The sequence below is a fragment of the Streptomyces sp. NBC_01410 genome (genome assembly GCF_045040195.1).
Classification (GTDB): Bacteria; Actinomycetota; Actinomycetes; order Streptomycetales; family Streptomycetaceae; genus Streptomyces.
Genome location: NZ_CP109530.1, coordinates 8,233,465 through 8,253,721 on the forward strand (window position 1 = coordinate 8,233,465; position 20,257 = coordinate 8,253,721).

At 68.0% G+C, this 20,257-nt stretch carries 18 protein-coding genes; 8 read left to right on the forward strand and 10 right to left on the reverse strand.

Annotated features, from left to right (window positions below; all coding sequences use genetic code 11):
• Window positions 1-241: 241 nt before the first annotated feature.
• The gene (locus tag OG741_RS37460) at window positions 242-589 is read right to left on the reverse strand and encodes a hypothetical protein (RefSeq protein WP_405605301.1); all 348 of its coding nucleotides are present in this window, start codon (window positions 587-589) and stop codon (window positions 242-244) included.
• A gap of 1,690 nt (window positions 590-2,279) precedes the next feature.
• On the opposite strand from OG741_RS37460, the gene OG741_RS37465 reads away from it, so the two are divergent.
• Genes OG741_RS37465 through OG741_RS37490 form a run of 6 tightly spaced genes read left to right on the forward strand, consistent with a single transcriptional unit; the run spans window position 2,280 to window position 8,526 of the window.
• Window positions 2,280-3,857, forward strand: coding sequence for a Mu transposase C-terminal domain-containing protein (locus OG741_RS37465; protein ID WP_405605304.1), 1,578 nt, complete (start codon window positions 2,280-2,282; stop codon window positions 3,855-3,857).
• Entirely contained in the window at window positions 3,854-4,681 is an 828-nt protein-coding gene (locus OG741_RS37470) for an AAA family ATPase (RefSeq protein ID WP_405605306.1), read from the forward strand. The genes OG741_RS37465 and OG741_RS37470 overlap by 4 nt, the downstream gene beginning before the upstream one ends.
• The gene (locus OG741_RS37475) at window positions 4,675-5,493 is read left to right on the forward strand and encodes an AAA family ATPase (RefSeq protein WP_405605308.1); all 819 of its coding nucleotides are present in this window, start codon (window positions 4,675-4,677) and stop codon (window positions 5,491-5,493) included. Before OG741_RS37470 ends, OG741_RS37475 begins: the two co-directional genes overlap by 7 nt.
• A complete protein-coding gene (locus OG741_RS37480; protein ID WP_405605311.1) occupies window positions 5,490-6,914 on the forward strand; it encodes a hypothetical protein in 1,425 nt (474 codons plus the stop codon). The genes OG741_RS37475 and OG741_RS37480 overlap by 4 nt, the downstream gene beginning before the upstream one ends.
• Window positions 6,911-7,753, forward strand: coding sequence for a hypothetical protein (locus OG741_RS37485; protein ID WP_405593925.1), 843 nt, complete (start codon window positions 6,911-6,913; stop codon window positions 7,751-7,753). The genes OG741_RS37480 and OG741_RS37485 overlap by 4 nt, the downstream gene beginning before the upstream one ends.
• Window positions 7,750-8,526 carry an AAA family ATPase gene (locus OG741_RS37490; protein ID WP_405593923.1) on the forward strand — a complete coding sequence of 259 codons (777 nt, stop codon included), beginning with the start codon at window positions 7,750-7,752 and terminating at the stop codon, window positions 8,524-8,526. The genes OG741_RS37485 and OG741_RS37490 overlap by 4 nt, the downstream gene beginning before the upstream one ends.
• Window positions 8,527-8,765: 239 nt before the next feature.
• On the opposite strand, the gene OG741_RS37495 is transcribed toward OG741_RS37490, so the two are convergent.
• From OG741_RS37495 to OG741_RS37510, 4 genes are all read right to left on the reverse strand, one after another.
• Window positions 8,766-10,742 carry a serine/threonine-protein kinase gene (locus OG741_RS37495; protein WP_405593921.1) on the reverse strand — a complete coding sequence of 659 codons (1,977 nt, stop codon included), beginning with the start codon at window positions 10,740-10,742 and terminating at the stop codon, window positions 8,766-8,768.
• Entirely contained in the window at window positions 10,739-11,101 is a 363-nt protein-coding gene (locus OG741_RS37500; RefSeq protein WP_405593919.1) for a hypothetical protein, read from the reverse strand. The genes OG741_RS37495 and OG741_RS37500 overlap by 4 nt, the downstream gene beginning before the upstream one ends.
• Window positions 11,102-11,515: 414 nt before the next feature.
• Complete coding sequence (locus tag OG741_RS37505; RefSeq protein ID WP_405593916.1) at window positions 11,516-11,956, reverse strand: hypothetical protein; 441 nt, start codon at window positions 11,954-11,956, stop codon at window positions 11,516-11,518.
• Window positions 11,957-12,257: 301 nt separating this feature from the next.
• Complete coding sequence (locus tag OG741_RS37510) at window positions 12,258-13,103, reverse strand: hypothetical protein (RefSeq protein WP_405593914.1); 846 nt, start codon at window positions 13,101-13,103, stop codon at window positions 12,258-12,260.
• A gap of 120 nt (window positions 13,104-13,223) precedes the next feature.
• Here OG741_RS37510 and OG741_RS37515 point away from each other — a divergent pair, with 120 nt between their 5' ends.
• On the forward strand, window positions 13,224-13,799 hold the full coding sequence (locus OG741_RS37515; RefSeq protein ID WP_405593912.1) for a hypothetical protein: 576 nt from the start codon (window positions 13,224-13,226) through the stop codon (window positions 13,797-13,799).
• A gap of 292 nt (window positions 13,800-14,091) precedes the next feature.
• Here OG741_RS37515 and OG741_RS37520 read toward each other — a convergent pair whose 3' ends face one another.
• The 4 genes from OG741_RS37520 to OG741_RS37535 all read right to left on the reverse strand — a co-directional run bounded on the left by OG741_RS37520 (window position 14,092) and on the right by OG741_RS37535 (window position 17,175).
• Window positions 14,092-14,787, reverse strand: coding sequence for a hypothetical protein (locus OG741_RS37520; RefSeq protein WP_405593910.1), 696 nt, complete (start codon window positions 14,785-14,787; stop codon window positions 14,092-14,094).
• Window positions 14,788-14,817: 30 nt separating this feature from the next.
• Window positions 14,818-15,864 (reverse strand): hypothetical protein, encoded by a 1,047-nt coding sequence (locus OG741_RS37525; protein ID WP_405593908.1) that lies wholly within the window; start codon window positions 15,862-15,864, stop codon window positions 14,818-14,820.
• Between the two features lie 69 nt (window positions 15,865-15,933).
• Window positions 15,934-16,842, reverse strand: coding sequence for a helix-turn-helix domain-containing protein (locus tag OG741_RS37530; protein WP_405593906.1), 909 nt, complete (start codon window positions 16,840-16,842; stop codon window positions 15,934-15,936).
• A 15-nt stretch (window positions 16,843-16,857) separates the two neighbouring features.
• The gene (locus tag OG741_RS37535) at window positions 16,858-17,175 is read right to left on the reverse strand and encodes a hypothetical protein (protein ID WP_405593904.1); all 318 of its coding nucleotides are present in this window, start codon (window positions 17,173-17,175) and stop codon (window positions 16,858-16,860) included.
• Window positions 17,176-18,253: 1,078 nt separating this feature from the next.
• Between OG741_RS37535 and OG741_RS37540 the strand changes: the two genes are divergently transcribed.
• A complete protein-coding gene (locus tag OG741_RS37540) occupies window positions 18,254-18,583 on the forward strand; it encodes a hypothetical protein (protein WP_405593902.1) in 330 nt (109 codons plus the stop codon).
• Window positions 18,584-18,615: 32 nt separating this feature from the next.
• Here the strand turns inward: OG741_RS37540 and OG741_RS37545 are convergent, their stop codons facing one another.
• A complete protein-coding gene (locus OG741_RS37545; RefSeq protein WP_405593900.1) occupies window positions 18,616-19,578 on the reverse strand; it encodes a hypothetical protein in 963 nt (320 codons plus the stop codon).
• Between the last annotated feature and the right edge of the window lie 679 nt (window positions 19,579-20,257).

Consider the following 20,257-nt stretch of genomic DNA (forward strand, 5'->3'; position numbering starts at 1 on the left):
TTCGCCGAACCTCCTTCTGCTCGGCGGCTCGCAGGGGCAGGATGGCACTGAGGGGGTCAGCGGGGGTTCGGGGAATCCGGGCAAACCCAGCGGCACTGGACCGGCTCGGCGCCGGTCGCTGCGGAGTGCAGTGGGAGCCGGAAGAGTTCCCCGTCGGCGGGTCGCTCGGTGATGTCGGTGCTGTCCGCCTGCCCGGCGGCGAGAGCCGCGAGAACTGGGTGGGCGTCCTGCCGCTCACCGCTCAGCAGGGCCCGCAGGACGGGGGACCGTAGCTATGGTCACCGAGCAGGATGAATTGCTCGAAGTGCCCTTTGGCAGGAAGCTGTTCGGTCAGGTTGGTGATTTGCTCGTTGGCCGATGCCTCATGTAGCTCGTCCAGCAGCAAGCGCGCAGCTCCCTCGCTGTCCAGGGTGAAGTGAGCGAGCACGCGTTGAACCAGCGCGGTGATCTGTTCCTCAGCCCCCGGGCACGCGCAGGCCTTCCAACAACCAGGCATGGCATCCGGATCGGCCACGCTGCAATGGGTAACCGCCCGTTCGGCCAGCGCGGTGAGTTGCTCGTCTGCCCCTACCGTGCCGAGCTCGCTCAACAGCAGTGGGTGCCCTGGTGCGCAAGCTGCCTTGGCGATCAGTGCTGCGACAGCAGCACACCCGTTTCATCGGCCAAACGGTGCAACCGCCGCGCGTCCTGTCTGACCCAGTCGAATGAGCCTTCATACGGAGGGAGCCGGGAGGCTAACCGGGCTGCTCTGAGCAGGGGATGGGCCCATGGTGGGAGCGCGTGGAGGAAGCACCGTCGATGGTGGCCCTTTGCGGTGGTGCCTCGATGTGTCATCACAACGTGCCCGTGTAAGGCGATGTCACAGGTACGCGTCTCGGCGATGGTGCGCAGTCCAGTTCCGGTGACGGCTGCTATGGCGAGTACTGCCGCCTGCACGGGATCCGGGATCTGCAGCAGGCGTGCGGCAACTCCCGGTCCTGGTTCTGCCTCTGGGCCCGTCAGACGCAACATTGCCGCCGGGCTGGAATCGGCGCCTGGACAGGTTCGGCGTTTTACGAGCGGGACTGCTACCGCGCGCCCCCGGGTGGCTGCCGCGAACACAGGAGCCAACGCCGGTCGATCGGCCTGGGCCATGCTGCCCAATGACATAGCGCTCGACGCCTGGTAGGGATGCAGAGGCGTATCTACGAAAGCCGCGTGCGCGGCAGGCCGGCTCGTGATCACGTGGTGCGGCACGTCTGCCAAACGGGAGGTGCCCTTCCACGGCTGAGACCACAGCAATGTCAGACGCAGATCCATAAACTGGTGCAGTGCCAGCAGGTCCCTCCACGCTGCGCCCAGCCAGCTGTTGTGCGCGCGGCAGACAATGATGTGCCTGATGCCCATGGCGTGCACCCAGATGGATGCTACGTTGCTCAGCCGTCTGCAGGGGCCTGGACCAAGCGGAAAGTGGGCCTGCTTGCCGAGGCCGGAGAGCAGGGATCGAGACACCCCGTCGTTGGGCCAGCGCGTGGGAGCGATATGGACTGCTACTCGTCCCCTTTCTGGCGCATGCGCCCGCAGAGCTGCCTGCATCAACTCGATGTCATCCGAAGGGTCGACGATCACCTGTACTGGGTGAGGAGACCCTGTTGGTGCCTCCGGCTGTGCAGGAAGCACAGGAGACTTCTGCCCCAAGGCTTTGTCTCGGCAGGCACAGGGCCGTTCGAGAACTGCGGACAGGACCTGGTTTAGCTCCGAGAGACGGCTGCAAGGACGACGGGAAGACCGGCACTCCATGCAAAGCAGTACAGGCTGCGAGAGCGGTTGCATCAGCACGAACCCCGGAAAAATTCCGAGATGGCACGCCAATGTCGGTTTCTGATCAGCTGTGCCCAGCCCGACCGAACGTGTCAGAGACCTGGGTCCCTAGATGTCCACAGACAGGGCGAAATCTCGTCCACCGTGGGCAGGTGGTGGTTGCGGCCGAGACTTCCGTCGATATGCGACCACGGAACTAAGTTCCCAATGGGGCAATGCGTCTGACCGTGCCGTGGCTCCGGGGCCTGCATTCCTATATCGCATCTGCCCGTCGATATGAGAGCAAGTCGAGTCTGAGCACTCCAAACGAGTGAGCGCCATAGGGGAGAATCTTGCACTGCTCCTAGCCTCATGGTCGGCGCACTCTTCACAGAGGCCACGCCAGGAAGACCATCCTGTGCTTACTGCTGCCCGCAGTTGGAGGCTCATTTGTACAAGGTGCCGTTACTCACGGCCTCACCTCCCAAGGGCCGCGAGCAATGACCACGCAAGAGAGCGCACCGGAGGAGACGGGCCTGGGGCGGCACCGGCACGAGCTACGGGTTGCTGCGGTCAGTCAGCTGCTCAGGCTGAGGGAAAAGGGAGAGCTGAAGACCGCTCACGTGAAGCTGGTCGCCAACTCAGTGGACGTGAGCGTGCGGCAGGTGTGGCGCTGGCTCGCGCAGGCGGAGGAGACCGGCTCACCGGAGAAGCCTGAGCGCAAGCGGTTTCGGATCACCGAAGAGATCATCGATGTCCTCGCCGACTACCAGGGCAACGTGAAACGTGCCCATGAGCGTCTGGTGCGTGTCGCGGAGGAGGCGGGGGAGGAGCCGGTGGGTCTGACCACGCTGCACGACGCCATCGCCCGTGACCTCGACCCCGGTTTCATGGCCGGCCTGCGGGAGGGCATCCCAGCTGCCCGCGGTTTCGACCCTGCCTTCCAGCGGCCGACGGTGGCCCGCAATGAGGTGTGGGAGGGGGACCACAAGCAGGCCCCGACCGTCGTGATGATGCCCGACAAGAAGCTGTCGAAGGTGTGGGTGACGTGGTTCGAGGACCGCGGCACCGACTACGTGGTGGGCTGGGCGGTCACCGCCGGCTCCGCGCACCGCGGATCAGTTCTGGCGGCCGTCCGCGCCTCCGTGTTGCGCGAAGCCCCCTATGGGCCCGCCGGTGGACTGCCGCATCTCGTACGCGTCGACGGCGGCTCCGACTTCCTGTCCAAAACCGTCCGGCGGACCTTCGGCCTGCTCGGCGTGCCGATGCACAAAGTGCGCAGCGCCCGCCACAAGGGAGGGATCGAGCGGCTGAACCGCACCAGCATGACCCGGTTCTTCGCTGACCTGCCCCGCTACACCAAGGCACCCCAGCTTGACCACCGCCGCCGCGTCGGTGACCAGGACCCGCCCCTGACCTTCGAAGTCTTCGTCGACCTGCTGCGCAAGTGGGTCGAGGAGCGCAACACCCAGCACGTTCTCAAACGCACCGGGATGACGCCGCTTCAGGCGTGGCTGGCCGACCCCACCGAGATCCGGCCTGAACCCGGCCCGGAGGAACTGCGCGCCTTCATGCTGGAGAGCGACAACAAGGTCCACAAGATCACCAGTCACGGGGTCGAGTTCAACAAGCGCTACTACATGCCCGAGGAAGGCGTGGGACGCATCGGTCTGGAACTGCGCGTCCGCTGGATGCCCCACCACGACCACGAGATCGACCTGTACACCTTCCGCAGCAACCGCTACCTCGGCCGGGCCTTCCTCAGCAACGAGGTCAGCGAGGAGATGCGCGAGAAAGTCCTCAACGACCGCGACGAGCACAGCGAGGTCCTGCGCCAGGCACTGAAACGCTCTGCCGAACGCAAGCGGGAACGCCACCTGCCCTCCACCCAGCCCGAACTCCCCGTCCGCGCCATCCGCATGACGGAACAGGAGGCACGCGCCGAACTGGAAGGCACCACCCCGACCGCCCCGCCCCGCCGGCGCGCAGAGCCCTACCAGCCCCTGACCCCTATCCCGCCCACCTGGCCGCGCCCCGGCCAGACCCCTGCCCCTTCAACGGAAGACGAGGCATCATGACCACCGCTCCGAAACGCAAGCACATGCCCAAACGCCGCACCGAGCCGACAGCGAGCCAGTCCGCCATGGCACCCCGCCGCCGCCCCGATCTGCGCCCACAGTTCTTCCTCGGCCTCGAGGACTCCACCCTGGTCGCCACCGACACCCTGCTACAGATCAAGGACACCGTCGTCGACACCGTCGAGTCGCGGGCCATGTCGGTGGTCTACGGCGACGCGGGGCTCGGCAAGAGCTTCAGCACCCGCGCCACGATCCAGGAAATGAACCCCGACCTGATCCTCCCGCTGGACTTCGCCCGCTCCCGCCCCGGCCCCAAGGACCTGCGCGAGGAACTGTTCCACCAGATGAACCTCAGCTGCAAGATGCCCGGCACGCCCACCGCGTTCGACAAGCTGCTGCGCGAGACCCTGCCGCGGCGTCCATATGTGATCGTGTGCGACGAGGCCCAGCAGTACCGGCGGGAGAACTTCGAGTTCCTGCGCAAGCTGTGGGACAACTGCGACCCCAAGCCCGCCATCCTGTTCGTCGGCGGCCGGGAGGCCTACGAGACCCTGCAGAGCGACCCGGCACTCGCCTCACGGATCTACATCCGCCTGGAGATCCTGGCCATGACCGAGGGCGAAGTCCTCCAGGCCGTACCCGACTCCCACCCCGTGTGGCGCGACGCCGACGAAGCGCTGATGAAACGGATCGACACCCAGTACACGCTTGGCTCCTTCCGCGAGTGGGTCAAAGTCACCAAGCACGTCCTCAAAGGCATGGAGCACTTCGGCGCCGAGAAGGTCGACGACCGCATCGTCGACTGGGCCCTGGCCCGGTGCTGACCGCCACCACCCCGCCGGTCTCGGCGGCCACGGAGCCCTTCCCTCTCGCCGACGAACCCGCGACCCAGGAACTGCACTTCCTCAGCCTGGCCGGGGCACACACCGTCATGACGCCCGGCCTTGCGGCCGTCGGCCCTGCACTCGCCGATGCCTACCACCAGCAGCGCTTCCTGTGCGTGTACGGCGACGCCGGAGTCGGCAAGACCTTCGCCGTCCACACCACCGCCCGAGCCCGCTTCCCTGACACGCACCTGCTGCTGCGTCTGGGAGCCCGGCCCGGACCGGCCGATCTGCGCGCCCACCTGCACCATGCCCTCAAACTGAAAGGCGCCCCGCCCAGCGACCCGGCAGCCGCCGACTCCCTCATCCGCCGCGCGCTCGGCACCGGGCCGCGCATCGTGGTCGTCGACGAAGCCGACCGGATGCCCGACGCCTGCTTCGAATACCTCCGCTTCCTGCACGACGACCTACCCGGCGGACTGTGCGTGGTCCTGATCGCCGGCCAGCGCGGTGAACGGGCCCTGCGCGCCCAGCAGATGCTTCACACCCGCACCGCCACCTGGCTGAACCTCCGGCCCCTCACCCGCGACCAGATCCACCGCACCATTCCCGTCCTGCACCCGCTGTGGCACACCGTCCAGCCCGAACACCTGTGGTCCCTGGACGGCCGCTTCGCCCACGGCGATCTGCGCCGCTGGGCCCTTTTGACCCACCACATCCAGCGCGCCCTGACCACCACCGGGGCCACGCGGCCCGACCCCAGCCTGGTGCAGGACGTCGTCCGCCGCATCGACACCTCACGCCGCCCATGACCTCACCCACCCACCCCGCCGCACCACCGACCCCGCCGCCCGTCACGCTGCTGCTGGACGCCCGCGACGACCGCACCATCCACCACGCCGCCCACCAGCGCGCCCACCCAGACCGCGGCCGCATCACGACCGACCCCACCCCGCACACCAACAGCCTCGCCTACCTGGCCCTGGACCTGCTGCGTGCCATGGACCGTGACAGCTTCTCCCGCCCCGACGCCGAGCGGATGTCCACCGACCCGGCCTGGCGCGCGGTGACCTGCTGGGCACTGACCACGGGGCTTGAGGAAGCCATTGTGCTGCGCGCCCACCGCCTCACTGCCGAACGCCTCACACGCCTGGCCACCTGGCGCGCCGAGACCGGCATCCGCCTGACCCTGATCGCCCACACCCCCACCGCGGACGATGAACAGCGCCTGCGTGAACGCCTCACCACCGCCGAACTCACCGACCTGACATCCGTGTACGGCACGGACGCCATCCTCAACGCCCTCGGCCCGGCCGTCACCGGCCGACGCTACGGACCACCCCCCACCGACCACGCCTACCCGCTGCCCAGCCTGCCCCGCAGCGGAGTTGCCGCCTTCCGCGCCGACTGCTGGCGCCGCCAGAACGACCTCGACTTCGCCCACACCGATGGCCAGTACCGGGCCGGCTACGCCGCCGCCTGCACCTGGCTGGCCCGCCACACGCCAGCACCCGCACCACCCGACACACCCCCACCGGCAGACAGCGATCCGGACGAGGCCATCCCCTGGCAGGACATGGAAGGCCTGCGCCTGTTCCTGGCCCGCCTGACCGTGCTCAGCCCCAGCCCCCAGCACACGCTGGCCCGCCTGCGCGGCGCCCAGGCCGGATTCCTCAGCCAAGCACTCCTGCTCGACGTGCCCGACGACCTCGCCGAACGCGGCGGACCCGGCATCACCACCGTGCCGATCAGCCCCCGCGTGGGGCATACCATCACCACCCAGCTGCCCAACCCGCTGCGCGCCGCCGCCGTCGCCGCCTTGCTGTTCACCGGCACCGCACAGTCTCTGCTGTCCCTGACCCAACTCGCCAGCGTCGATGAGCACGCCACCCGCCTGGCCATCGACCGCGACTCCCGGATCAACGTCGGCGTGCCGCCCGGCCCGAGGCACATGTACGCCATCCCGCCTCGCGCTCGCCCGCTCCTGCGCGCCGCCCTGGAGTTCCGCCGCCGCACCCCGCGCACCGCCGAGCACCTGGGACTGTTCGCCAACTGCTTCGGCACCTCCGAGCGCTTCGATCACCTCGTCCGCGACATCAGCCTCCACATCCCCGCCGTTCTCCACCCTCACCCCGCAGAGGACTGGCACACCGCTGCCCGCTGCTGGCACCTCAACACCCCCGCCCCGGCTACCCCGGCCGTCCTGCCCCCAGCGCCCGGAGCACGCCCGTGACCGACCCGCACCCGCCCAACCTCCAGACCCCCTTGGCGTTCGACCTGCCCTTCCTGCGGGCGCGCGCCATGGAATGCCGCCTCACCGACGACGAACTGACCGCTCTTACGGGCATCCCCACCACCGACTGGGACTCCCACCTCACGCCTCAGACCCTCAGCAGCGCGGCGCTGATTGCTCTGGCCCATGCTCTGAACACGCCACCCGACGCCCTGCTCCGCCAGCCGGACACACCTCACAACCCCCCAACGCAGCCCGCAACTGGCCCCCACTCCGCCGTACTGCACGCCGCCCTCATCGAAACCGGCCGCATCCACCCCGACGACCTGGCCTCCGCCCTGGAATGGGACCCCACGCGCCTGAAGCGAGCCGCCGCCATCCTGAAGGCCCATCTCCACCAGGCCAATAGCCCGCAACGCCTCATCCACACCGAAACGACCATTCACCTGGCCGCTTTGCCCGGACTGCTGACTGGCCGGCAGCTCAACAGCCTGTACAGCACGGGCCATACCGCCGCGGCGCTCAGCCCCGGTGAGGCCACCGCCGCAGCTGACTTGCTACACCGCGCTGTGCGCGGCCTACCAGTGGATGTTCCGGCCGCGCAGATCCCTCGCCTGGCCAACCGGCGTCTGCTGGCCCCCGAGGGCCTGCCAGCCCCTCATCCCGACCTGCTGTTCGCCCTGGGCCTGGCCGCCTCCCCGACGACCGAACCACCGCTGAATCCCGCCACCATCGCGCCCGACGATGCTCACCCGCGCCCGCCTACCGCACTGGCGTGCGCCCCCAGGATTCCGGCACCACCATCAACCCGCTCCGATCACCAAGGATCCCTGACATGACCTTTGCCCTTGACGAACCCGGCGAGTTCGACACCCGCCGCAACTGGCCCGCTCACGCCCGCCTGGTGTCGACCCGGGCACTGAGAACCGCCCAAACCGCGATCGCAGACGCAGTCGAAAGACGCTGCATGACATGCCTCCACGGCGACGCTGGTGTCGGCAAAACACTCTCCGCCACCAGCACGCTCCGCACCACCGCACGCGAACAAATGATCTGGCCTCGGTTCCCCGTCCCCCGCCCCACCCCACGCAACCTGCGCCAAGAACTCTTCCGCGCCCTACCGCTGCGCGGGCCCATGCCCTACCAGCCCTCAGCGATCGAATCGTTGCTGCACGAAGCACTCGCTCGCCGTCGCTACGTCCTGGTGTTCGACGACGTGCAGTACCTGAACACCGACTGTCTCCACCTGATCCGCCGCCTGTGGGACGTGGGAGACCGCCGCCCCGCCGTCGTGTTCATCGGCGACCAGCGCGGCTACGAGAAGCTGCGGAGGGAACTGGCCGCGCGGATGTACGCCTGGAACAGGATCGACCCTTTGAGAGCCGACGAGGTCCGCACCGCCATGCCCGCCTACCACCGTGCATGGGCGAACGTACCCAGCACCCTCATTGACAAGGCCGACGCACACGGCCCGCATGGCCGAATGCGCAGCTGGGTGCAGCTTACGAAAAAGTGCCTGCAGGGCATGCAGCGGTTCGGCAAGGACCGCATCGACGAGCCGTTGCTGGACTGGGCACTCCTCTCCACCTTCGGATTGCCTCGAGAGCACTGAGGACACGTGACTTCATCCACCCTTTGATGCCGCCGCCCGCCGCAGGTCAGGACGTGCAACTTGCCCCGAAGACAGAGGGGCGCCAAGTGGCACGTGCCGATCGCGTTGGGCACACGGGTGCTCTGCGGAGAACGAGTAGGCGAAGAACGCCCTGCGCCCCGATACGCCCACTACCAGGTTTCAGGTGGTGCGGACGATTCCTGTCCGCCGATTTGCCCCGGCTTTGTCGGCGCGCTATTTCAGCCTGCGCAGCTCCCGGCTGAGCCCCAGCGTAGGAAGTCTTTGCCTCCTTCACCACCGATGACGGCGACCGCGTACTGCGCGTAGCGCCACTCTTTGCGGGCGTGGGACTCGGTGAGGACTGCTTGGCAGGCTACGTCGGAGGCGATCTTTGCCCACTTTCCCCGCGTTGTCTGGTCCCATTCGGGCTTTGTGGCCCACACGTACATCACGGCCTCGTCGGGGGCGAAACCGACGGACATGTTGTGATGGTCAAGCCAGTTGGGGTCGTTGCGGATGCGGGAGTTGCCCTGCCACTCGGCGATGACGCCGCTGGCCGTTTCTCCGGCCACACGGATCTCGTCGTTGTCCGTGCTGGGGATCTGCGCCTGCTCCAGGCCGGACTCGGTCGGCTGCCACCAGGAGTCCTGTCCCACACCGGGTGAGCTGTGGTCCTGGATGGACGCGGTGCAGGCGGTGTTGGTGCGGAAGTTGTCCTCCCACACGATGCCGGGCCCGCCCGTGCGGGCCGTGTCCACCACTACGTACTTGCTGTAGGGGGAGTGGGGGTAGGAACGGACGAGGTCCTGCAAACCCAGGCAGACCGTCTCGGCGACTTCCTGCACCGCTACCGAGGGCAGTTCCTGGCCGCTTGTCGCGATGTACACCTCCCCCCTGGGTTCATGGAATGTGATGGTGCGGTCCATGTCTGGGTAGGCGACAGGGTCGAGCCAAGCCCCTGTTCCCATCGCTCCGGGGGCGTCGTTCTCGGCAGGGGTCCGGGCCGGCCGGGATTCCTTCCACGTCGCGAGGGACGCTTCTCCTGAATCGGCCTTCCGTGCACCGTCTTTGCCGTCGCTCCGGACGGCGCCGGGCGTGCCGCTCGCCATGTCCGCAGCCGGGCTGGGGCGGGAAACGGAAGCGGCTGGCGGGTTGCGCTTCTTGGGGGCGCTGTCTGTCTGGGAGAGGAGACCGCCGACGAGCGCCCCGCCCAGGGCAGCGGCGCCGATGAGCACGGCCACGGTGCGGCCCTTGCGTCGCCTGGCGGACACGTGCCAAGACGGGTCATCCAGGGTGGGCATGTCCCACGCGGCGGCGACGAGATCGCCAACCATGGTCGGCTCCAGCCCGGCACCATCGACAGGGAGGACCTGTGTGGTCTGGGAGGCGAGGAGCAGCGAGCACTCCTCAGCGGCGGAGATGGCGCTGATCCGCTCCTCGGGATCCTTCGCCAGGGCCTTCTTCGCGATCTCCTGCAGGTCTGCCGGAACGCCGTCGAGGTCCGGGTCACCGGACATGACGCGGTAGGCGACCACGTCGGGGGCGCCGGTCCCGAACAGGAGCCGTCCGGTGGCCGCGTAGGCGAGAAGAGCACCCCAGACGAACACGTCCCCGGCCGGTCCTGCGGTGCCGGTGCGGTAGTGCTCGGGGCTGATCCAGCCCGGTGTGCCGGTCATGACGCCGGTGCGGGTCACGCTGGTGCCGTCGGCGGCGTGGGCGATGCCGAAGTCCAGCACGCGGGGGCCGGCGGGGGAGAGGATGACGTTCTGCGGTTTCACGTCCCGGTGCACCACGCCCGCCTGGTGGATCGCGGCCAAGGCATGCGCGGTACCGGCCGCGAAGGCATACAGCATGCCGCCCGTGAGCGGACCGTGTTCGGACAGGTGCTGGTTCAGGGTCGGTCCTGGGGCGTACTCAGTCGCCAGCCATGGATCGGCGGCCTCGGGGTCGGCGGCCAGTAGCGGTATCAGGCAAGGGCCTTGTACCCGGGCGGAGAGCTGTACCTCGCGGCGGAACCGGGCCCTGAACTCAGGATCTTCGGCCTGAGCGGCATGGATGACCTTGACCGCGACCCGCGCCCCCGCCGGATCGAGACCGGCATGGACAGTGCCCATACCGCCCGCACCGAGACGGCCGATGATCCGGTAGGGACCGACCCTGGACGGGTCACCGGGACGGGCAGGCAAAACCCGACCGCCCGAGTCGACAGCGCTCACAGGTCGCCTTCCGTCCAGTCACACTCGTCCACGTGGTTCACGCGGTTCCAGCGGTTGGTGTCGTAGCCGTCGCGATAGTCCCACCAGCTCGCGGTGCTCCGCAGCCGGTTCCACTCACGGAGGATGGTCAGCCGTTGCTCCTGGCTGCGCTCGTCTTGCCTGAGGAGCGCGAGCAGGATCCCGGCAGAGCCGCAGACCAGAATCTCAAGGGAACGCAGCGCGCAGAAGGTGTCCCCGGTCTCGCCGGCCGCGTCCTGGACTGGCCGGAGCTGGGCGTAGATGAATGCTTCCAGCGCGAGGACGTCGTCGTGGGTGATGTCGTCTGCGTACCGCATGGCGCGCTCCGGCTCGGCGCTCATTGAGCAGGCTTCCTATCGGTTTGCCGGGGCAGTGCCGACGGTTCGTCATGGGCGTTCAGCAACTCGGGGCGGGCGCGCAGCACTCATGGCGTACTCGGCGGAACTCGTCCGGGATCGGCGTCGATGCCATCGGCCGCCGCCCAGCAGCACCTCCCCGCGAACGTCAGGGTCGAACGACGGTTGGAGAGGGAAGAAGGAGCCCTGCGGGGCGGGTTGTCCAGCACCTCAGTGTCGAAGTGGGGCGGCTTCGCCCACGAGGCGACAGATCGCAAGTCCACGCTGCCGTCGGAGAACATCGCGCCATCGAAGCTGACCGTGCCGCCGCAGAACACCGCGCCGGACAAGTCTCCGCCGTCGAACGTGGCTTCTGTGAAATCGAAGTCAAGACCCTGCCAGGAATCGGGTTCTCCGGTTTCAGGCGGAGGTGGTCGCGCGTTCGCCCTCCTTGTATCCGGAGGCATCCGGGTCCGGCTGGTAGGGCATGCGCAGGTAGGCGCACAGGACGTCGATGCACACCTGACGCTGTTCTTCCCAGTCGTCCGCGAGCCGGGCAAGCGCATAGACGCCGGCGAGGCGGACGGCGGCCTTGTCGTGGCCGAGTTGTTCGGCCGCCGTGGTGTAGCGGTCGGCGAACTGGTTGGCGTCGGCGCGGTGGGCATCGCTCTCAGCGATGCGCTGCTTGCGGTAGGCGTACACGCCAGCCAGCACGGCGCCAGCCAGGGTGAGGATGGCGAGGGTGGTCTTAATGGCGTCCGAGGTGTCGGTTACGAGGCGGTCGACAACCAGGCGGTAGATCAGCCAGCCCGCGCCGATGGCGCCGAGGACGGCGAGCGGGGCGACGATCCACGCCCGCATGAGGCTCGGGGCGTGCCATCCGTCCGACGCCCGGCCCTGGTGGTACCACCTCGGTTGCCTGCCACCCCTTCACCATGGGCGCGCTCCGTGTCCGCCCGGCGGCCGTGACGGCCGTTTGGCGGCGTACTGGCACCCGTAGGCGGGGCGGCGATGTGCACCGGCCGGTCGTCGTCCGTCACGGTTGCCTACAGCACGCCGAGCAGGGCGTAGTCCTCCCACTGGTCGACGACCTCGAGGTAGCCAGCGAGCTCTTTCGAGTGCGGGGCCCAGTCGCCCTCCTTCATTGCGCTGCTCGGGTGGCTCACGGGGTACGGGCCACGGCCCGGGAGGCGAACCACTGCACGAGGGTGGCGGCGAGGTGGACGCCAGCCCGCGCGGCTTCAAGGGTCTCCGGGACGGTGCCGGTCTGCTTGCCGTGGCGGGAGGTCTGCCCGTCCCAGAGGGCGCGCATCATCGCCTCCACCGGGGCGATCGGGTCCTTCCCGGCCGGGGTGGAGATGGCGGTGGTGAACTTGACCCGCGCGTTGCCGATCTCGCCGAGCATCGTGCCAAGCGTTGCTCGGGCGTGGTTCGGCTGGATGACCGCGTGCGAGGCGGACTCGACCGCCTTGATGGCCTCGCTGTACGCGCGGACCGGGTCGGGGTGCAGTCCGTACGCCGCTTTCCAGGACGTGGCCAGATGATCGGCGGCCGATCCGGCCGACGGCACGGCCGCCGCATCACTGACGGTTTGCCGTACCGCGTCGCGGACCTCAGCGCTGACACGGGTCTCCAGGCCGCCTTCGTCGTCGCTGACACGGTAAGCGGATCCGGCGTCGTCCAGCAGTACGCCGAGTTGGCGTACTTCCGGCAGCCCGCGCACGTCGTTCTCGGCCAGCAAGTCCAGGATGTCGTCCACCCCATCGAGCAAATCGATGCCCTGCAGCTGGCTGAGGCACCAGCTGGCGTTCGCATCCTCGGGTACGGCGATGCGCAACCTCAGGCACACGGTGTGCCCGATGTAGCCGTCCGCCCGGTTCGCCATGCCGAAGGCCCACCGCTGAAGCGGCCTGAGCAGGTGCGGTGGCACGTCGGTGTACGGAGCCTCGTCGACATCGTTGGCGAGGCCCAGGCGAGCGGAGAAGCGCTGCCGTCGAGTGCTGGTCATGGCGGGCCATCGTACCGGCCGAACACTCAATAGACGGAAGGATAATGTCCGTTATCCTTCCCTCTCCGGTAGGCAGCCGATCGAAGATCCGCGACAGCGGACCGGCGCCGGGGAGGGCACGTGGACGGGGAACTGATCACCGCGATCGCGGCGGTTGCCGTGAGCGTCGTCGGGGCGGGATACGCAGCCCGGCAGGCGCAGATCGCCAAGAGCGCCGCCCGCTCGGCCGAAGCACAGGTGAAGGCGGCCGAGGAACAGGTCGCCCTCATGCTCCGACAGGTGGAGGGCGAGGAAGTCGGCCGTCACGAGGCCCGCGGACCGGAGTTCACCACTGAGAGCGGCCACACCGATATCTCGGACGCGAATGTGCCCCGCGGAGTCCTCGTGCTGCGGCAGGCCAGCGGCCCCGCGCTCAGTACCGGGACGGTCACTGCGACCGGCGAAGGCGTAGAGGGCATGCGCGGCCGGCGCAACGATGCCAGCCACTGGGGATACGACCGCGAGACGAACATCGACATCGGCCCCATGGCCTCCGGTGGCACCGAAACCGTCCACGTCGACCTCGACTTCGACACCCGCAAGACGAAGATCGTGCTCCACCTCACCTGTCGGGCCCAGGACGGCACCGGCACCTGGCAGCGATCCGTCGCAGCCGAGATCGAACCCCGCCCCCGCCCCCGAGCGAGTTGGGTGTGACCGAGCTGCAGACACATTCCGCCGGGGCCATCCGAGCCACACCACCCTTGCCGCCCGCCTTGCGGGACGGCTGCACAGCAACGACGGAGTCATCGTCAGTTAGTCGGTCTCCGGGGAGATCCGGGCCTTGGGGGACTCTCACCATTCGCCGCTTCGCGGAGATGGCCGCGGTTTCGGTCGTCGAAGACGAGGTACCCGTTCTGCCGCTGCGCCGCTCCCTCGACCAGCGTGAGGGCCCCGAGACATGCTCTCGGGGCCATCAACTTGTCCGACGCGCACTGCTCGGGGATGTTCACGATCTTGCTGTGGAGCCCGGGGCGCCGCCTCCGAACCGCGGGTTCACCGGCGGATGTTCACCGTGATCTGGATGCCGCCGGCGGTCGCCACTGCACCGCCTACCACACCGACGGCCGTGGCCTGGTCCGGGTGTCCGGTCAGAGCGAGGACGGCGACGGCCGGTACGGAAACCGCCGCAATGGCGGTGTTCATCCGGCGGATCTGGTCCGGGGTGATGGCGACGGCCTGGCCGCGGCCGCGGGCCTGCCGCACGGGGTCGAGCTTGAGCGGCTTGAGCGCGGTGCGCGCAGCCCTCGTTGCCTCCATGGGGCACCTCGGCGCCCATCGAGCGCGCGGTGACGGTGACGCCGGTGAGACGGCGGTCGATGCTGTTCGGCGCGGCCTTCTTGACCTCGTCCAGCCAGACCACGAAGCCCACCAGGGTGCCGGTGGTGACGGCGGTCAGCGGCAGCGGGTCGTTGGTGCGCTCGGCGAGCCAGCCGTGGAACTCGGCCCACAGCGCCCAGTCCCGCGCGTAGCCGCCCCTGGTCTTCTTCAGCCGGATGTCCTTGAGGTGCTGCTCCGCGCCGTGGTCCAGGGCCGTGAGCACGGCCGCGGTCGCCGGGTCGTGCGGCGCGACCGCTCCCGCGGCGGGGGCGTCGTCGACCAGCTCAGCGTCGACGACCTCGACGTGCTTCAGCTCGGTGGTCATCGTCCTACCCTCCTCGAATTGCCGGGCCGGTCACTCAGGCGCGTCCGTTGATCCGAGAGAGAGGCAGTTGCCGCAGATGGACTGCTCATCCACCGCACGGAACGGCCGGCTGCAGATCTCGCAGAGATCGGGAAAAGCGATGGCGCAGTTGAAGCAGAAATTGGTGGGGCGGTCACGCGAGGCAAAGGTAATCGCGCCTTGGACCAGGGTGTCCGTGCCGCAATCCGGGCACCCGTCTACCGGAGGGGTGGAGGGCTGGCTGAACAGATCGTGTGTCCGCGGAGGGTCGCGCCACGGAAGCCGGAGGGTGTAAGTCGCGTAGTTCCATGCGGTCCACTGGGGATCCGCAGTCGCGGGGCAGAAGAAACACTGGGTCGGTCCGCCCCGCGCCACCAGGGCCCACTGTCGGCAGTCGGGGCACTGCAGGGTGCGCTCCCAGTGCGGTGCGAGCTTGTCCATTAGCCGCTCCATACGCTGCTTGACGAAGGCTCGGATCCTGGTGAGGCCGCTGCGAATGAACTGCACGTCGTCTTCGACCCGTTCGCGTTCCTGTTCGTCCAGCCGCGGCAGTAGCTCCTCGTCGAGGAAGCGGATCAGGAAGTCGAGCACCTCCGCCGTGCGGGCCTCGACCGATCCCTCCGAGTCGGTCAGGCCGTAGTGCTGCAGCGCGTTGCGGGACTTGGCCAGGGAGAGGATCTGTTTCTGCTCCTCCTCGCTGATGGACAGCCCGACGATGTTGCGGAGCCGCAGCACGGTCTCCTCAGGGGTGCAGCTGACGAAGTCGCCTCCGTCAAAGAGCGCACGGGTCATCTTCTTGTTCTTGTTCATCCTGGTCAGGTCCAGGTTCTGCAGGACGAGGGTCCAGTGTTCGCGGTAGAGCCGGTACTTCAGCAGCACCTCGGTCGCGGCCTGGAGATGGAGCACCGCGTACTTCAGGTTGCGGGGGCTCACCGCGTCCTCGCCCACGGCAAGAAGTTCGACGACGCTGACCAGGTAGTCGAGCCCGTTCGCCACGGGCGGGAAGTCGACACCGGCGCCGGGCTCGTCGGCCGCGCGGACCGGTCCGCTGGATCTCATGCCGCTCCGTTCGTCGGGCACCGGACCGACGGGTCGTCATGTCCGGTATATCGCCTCGGATATCGCCTCTTATCCGAGGTCATAAGCATCACGGGCTTGTACACCCGAGGCGATCAGCCTCACGGGCACCTGAGAAATTGACCGCCTCGCGCCTTTAGCTGCCGAGAAGTCGGCTGTCTTCCTCGACTGACCGCCGCGGCTGGCGACCTGCTGCGCGGTCCAGAGGCTGAGGACCGTGATCACTGTCGTCCAGGTTTCTGGTTCACGCGCCAGTCTGGACAGCTGCTCCCGAAGGGGACTCCTCTTACCCATCTGCGGCTGGGCCGCTTTGGCGGTGTTCCCGTCATAGGCGTGGTCGAGATCGAAGCTGGGCTGCCATTCGGCACTCGGGGCGAGCGCCGTCGCGGCGGCCGTGCCGGTGACCTTGGCCCAGGCCTCTTTCCATGCCTGATCGTGGTCGTGGTCGCCGCACCCATGGACGAACGCGAGGAGCTGCTGCTCATCGGCCGGGATCGTTCGCCTCTTCACGATCCGGCGCAGCGAGCTCATAGGCAGCGCGTACGAGTTGTCGCTGCGGTCCTGGATGTCCCGCATCGGCCGAGCACCATCTCGCTCGTAGAGGACTTCGAGCGCGCGGCTGAGGTCCCGCTCGTCGCTGATGAGGTGGATGTCGGGTGCGCTGAGGGTGGTGAGGATGCCGCGCTCCTCCATCCGGGCTGCTCGGTGCAGTGTGAGCACGAGGTTCAACGGCATGCCGCCCGGCAACGAGGTGCACGCCTTGATGTACTCGCGCACGGTCCTCTCCTTCGGCACGGACGTGCCGGACGCGGCCCGCTTGAGTGTTGCTGCCGACACGGTGCAGCGGTCGGCCATCTCCGTGTAGGTCAGGCCGGATTCCTCACGCACGCGACGCAGCGCCGTGGCCAGATGAGCACGGGCCGGGCGGGAGGCGTCGATCGGATTCTGGTGACGTCCCATGATCGTCCGACTCCTTCACTGCTGCGAGGCGGTGAGATGGGCGAGGCCCTGCGCAAGCGCGACACCTGCCGCATTCGCCAGACGGCGACCGCCGCTGACGATCAGCGTCACGACTGCGCCGACGGCGCCGCACGAGCCGAGCAGAGCGACGATGTCGACGACGGGGACCTTGCCAACGAGGTAGAGGATGCAGCCGAGAACCGGGAAAACGATGCCCGGCAGCACCTGCGCGATAGTCAGGCGGCTGGATGCCTGGTCCTGAACGGTGCCACCGGTCGAGGCGGCGTTCTTGTCGAAGGCGGGTACGGCGACATCGCCGTTGTTCTTCGCCACGGGGATCGAGCCCTCCATGAGGGGTGCGCCGGTCTCCGGCGCACCCCGTTTCTGGGTGCAACCCGTGTGAGGTGTGCGGCATTTGGCGCTGCGCGCACGCACGGGCATGTTTAGTCTCACAGCACGATCAGCACGTCACCCAGCGGCTCAGAACCCCGAAGATCCCCGCATGTCTGATTTGTCAGCATTTTCGCTTGCCTCATCGGCCTTTTGGTTCACCAGCGCTCAATCCACCATTCGGCTTAAGAAAGTTACCGTGTGTAGTCCCCACTAGGGGAGCCGTCTCCGATATCCCGTGACGTCATGACCGCACGGACACAGGGCGTTGCGGATTGGCTCATCCTCTGTCATGTGGAAATTGCTGCCTTGGACCGCTCCGGGGCACAGTGGGTCACGCAACCCGGATTTCGTTTCAGAAGTCCGGAGAGCCCTGACCTCTGGGTGCAACCAAACAGGGCATACGGCAGAACCCCGTGTTGGCGCACGGACTGCCACGGGGGCTGGCGCCGAGCGTCGTCCCCGTCTCTCTCGGGACGGTCCCTCCACTGTGCGGGGCTTCCCGGGAGGCGGAGGTCAACATGCAGGCTCATCAGGGCCGTACTCGTCCATGTCACCATCCTTCTGATGGCCGCCTCGTGGGGGCGATCGCCGGAGTCCTCACCGGCTACAGCACCGGTAACGTCCCCGGCCAGAGACTTCGATCGGTGCGCGAACGGTCGGGCGGGACCGTTCTGCCCTTGGGTTCCGGCTTCCGGTAAGCGGTACTTCGCTCGTCCCGCACCGCCGAACTCTCTGGCCGGTTCGAGAGGGCTGAAGCAAAGACCTGATCGGTGGCTCCGGTGCATTCCGCCTGGATGGCTTCGGCGCCGTCGGTTCGGGGAGGCAGGATGCCGCTGTCCATGGGGCGCACTCGGTAGCCGCTGCCGGAGGGTTCCAGGCTGTACTGCAGGCCGAGGGCGTCGGTGCAGTCGCCCGGGGACAGCAGCTCGGAGCCCGCGACCCAAGTGCAGGGCAGTGACCACGTAGGGGGAATGACGAGAGCTGGGGGCCGGGGCGGGCGGGTGCGAGCGCGGCCCGGATGGGTGAGGCTGCGCGGACTGCGGAACGGGCAGCGCAGCATCGGCTGGCCCGGGTGGTGCTGCCGCTCTTGGCGGCGGCCGCCGCGGTGGTCGGCGTGGCGGTGGGCGCGCTGGTGAACTGGCAACTGGGCCTGGTGGCCGGGTTGGTCGTGGCGGGGCTGGGGGTGGGTCGGTTATACCTGCGTGCCCACAACAGCTGGTGGGTGGGTACCGCCGGGGAAGCACGGACGGCCCGGCTCCTGGCTCCCCTCGTGCGGAAGAGGCACGCCGTGGTGCTCCACGACCGTGCCGTTCCGAACAGCCGCGCGAATATTGGTAACTCCGGATAACAGAACTTGAGCAATGCCATGCCGGAGGCGGGTCATCTGTCTCGATAGATGTCTTCGTCCGGCTCCCAGTTCGCATCGATCGTGGGGTCTTCCGGGTCGTCCGGGAGGAACTTGGGATCCGGCTCCCAGGTCCCATAGAAGTCCTCCGGCGAGTCTGAGAGTTCAACTTCGTCACCGAGGTCTCCCAGCTGCCAGAACTCCTCGTTCTCGACGTCGAGGTCGCATGCGGAGCAGGCGAAGACGTAGGGAGTGAAGACCACGACGGGGCTGTTTGTCTCCTCGATGTGGGTGTCGCCCATGAGCCAACCCTGTGAGCCGCAGGCAGGGCAGGTCGTCTCCAGGTCTTGTTCCATGTAGCGGGGCGAGTGTTGTGTGATCGTGGCGAGCACGATCTCCCGCTCCTTCGATGCCAAGTGCCCGTAACGCTGCTCGAAGATGGCCCGCGCCTTGGCCAGCTTGCCTTCCAGCCGGATGCGGGCGGCCTGAACGCGTTCCTCGATCAGCCTGTCGTGCAGAGGGACGTAGCTGCCCCAGTAGTCGTCCGGAGCCATCTTCAGCTCTGCGAGCAACGGGTCGATCAGCCGCAGGCATGTGGTGAAGACCGTCTGGACCTCCGTGATGTCATGAACGCCGCTGTGAGCAACGCCGTTGCGGGCGTTTGCGACCGGCTCCAGTGCCTGCTTGTTGATCGGGATCTGATTCCGAAGGATCTTGTGGACTCGGGCATGGGCTTCCACCAGCCCGATCGTCTTCGCCCGACTCTCGGGGGCTGAGGCGTGCGTACCGTGGCCGGTGGCGTGGAGGAGCGAATCGAAGTCCCGGGCCTCGACTATCAGCGCCGGGTGGAGGCCCGCGAGGTAGGCCTTGAGGAGGTGTTCGGCGGCGATCCCAGCGTGGTGAACCGCGAAGTCGTATGACTCGGGCCCCTCCGCGAACGCCGTGAGTGCCGCAGTCATCCACTTCCGCGACGAGGCCTTGAGCTGTTCGGCATGCATGGAGTGGACCATAGGGCTGTTGGGGCAGCGGCCGAACCTGGATTTCGGTGCTTAGCCCCGTGGGTGTGTTCGACCTGGGGAGTTCTGCGGCGTATCGGCGTTCTCGGGGCTGATCCCCAGCATCTCCGTGAGGACCGCAACCGGCAGCTGGGTGGAGAGCCCTATCAGGGGCGGAGGTCCGGCCCGGACGGGAGTAGATACCCAGCCGCTTGAGCCGGGTCCCCAGATGACAGCTGCTGAGGGGCTGGCCCGCGAGGGCACCGGGGAAGAGCCAGGGCGAGTCCGCCGAGGTGCCGATGGCGGTGTGCCCGCGTCGCCGCGCGAGGAGCCGGCGGGCGAGCATGTCCAGAGGATCAGTCAGCAGCAGGGGAGTGTCGCCGAGCATCAGCGACGTCTGCGGGCCCTCGACGATCGCCGCCGTGACCGGCAGTTGCGAGACCACGGTGAGGGGCTGGGCATAGAGCAGGACGAGGAGTCCGGCGAACCGGTCCTCGATGGCGAGGCCGTCGTCGTGCATCAGGCGACGGCTGACCGCCCCACCGCCCCGGAGCTAGAACTCGCCGAGGTGCTCATCCGGGAGTTGACCGGCATCGAGCAGCGCGCGCTGCACGACGAGTACGGACACGCCCTCGAGCAGCTGATCGCGGCGAAGGCCAGCGGCGGCGAGCTGGCCGAGTCG

Bases quoted from the DNA above. Each gene is read 5' to 3' on its own strand.
- OG741_RS37465 (WP_405605304.1), top strand. From the start codon at position 2,280: ATGACCACGCAAGAGAGCGCACCGGAGGAGACGGGCCTGGGGCGGCAC.
- OG741_RS37470 (WP_405605306.1), top strand. From the start codon at position 3,854: ATGACCACCGCTCCGAAACGCAAGCACATGCCCAAACGCCGCACCGAG.
- OG741_RS37480 (WP_405605311.1), top strand. From the start codon at position 5,490: ATGACCTCACCCACCCACCCCGCCGCACCACCGACCCCGCCGCCCGTC.
- OG741_RS37490 (WP_405593923.1), top strand. From the start codon at position 7,750: ATGACCTTTGCCCTTGACGAACCCGGCGAGTTCGACACCCGCCGCAAC.
- OG741_RS37500 (WP_405593919.1), bottom strand. From the start codon at position 11,101: ATGAGCGCCGAGCCGGAGCGCGCCATGCGGTACGCAGACGACATCACC.
- OG741_RS37505 (WP_405593916.1), bottom strand. From the start codon at position 11,956: ATGCGGGCGTGGATCGTCGCCCCGCTCGCCGTCCTCGGCGCCATCGGC.
- OG741_RS37510 (WP_405593914.1), bottom strand. From the start codon at position 13,103: ATGACCAGCACTCGACGGCAGCGCTTCTCCGCTCGCCTGGGCCTCGCC.
- OG741_RS37520 (WP_405593910.1), bottom strand. From the start codon at position 14,787: ATGACCACCGAGCTGAAGCACGTCGAGGTCGTCGACGCTGAGCTGGTC.
- OG741_RS37525 (WP_405593908.1), bottom strand. From the start codon at position 15,864: ATGAGATCCAGCGGACCGGTCCGCGCGGCCGACGAGCCCGGCGCCGGT.
- OG741_RS37530 (WP_405593906.1), bottom strand. From the start codon at position 16,842: ATGGGACGTCACCAGAATCCGATCGACGCCTCCCGCCCGGCCCGTGCT.
- OG741_RS37540 (WP_405593902.1), top strand. From the start codon at position 18,254: ATGGGTGAGGCTGCGCGGACTGCGGAACGGGCAGCGCAGCATCGGCTG.
- OG741_RS37545 (WP_405593900.1), bottom strand. From the start codon at position 19,578: ATGCATGCCGAACAGCTCAAGGCCTCGTCGCGGAAGTGGATGACTGCG.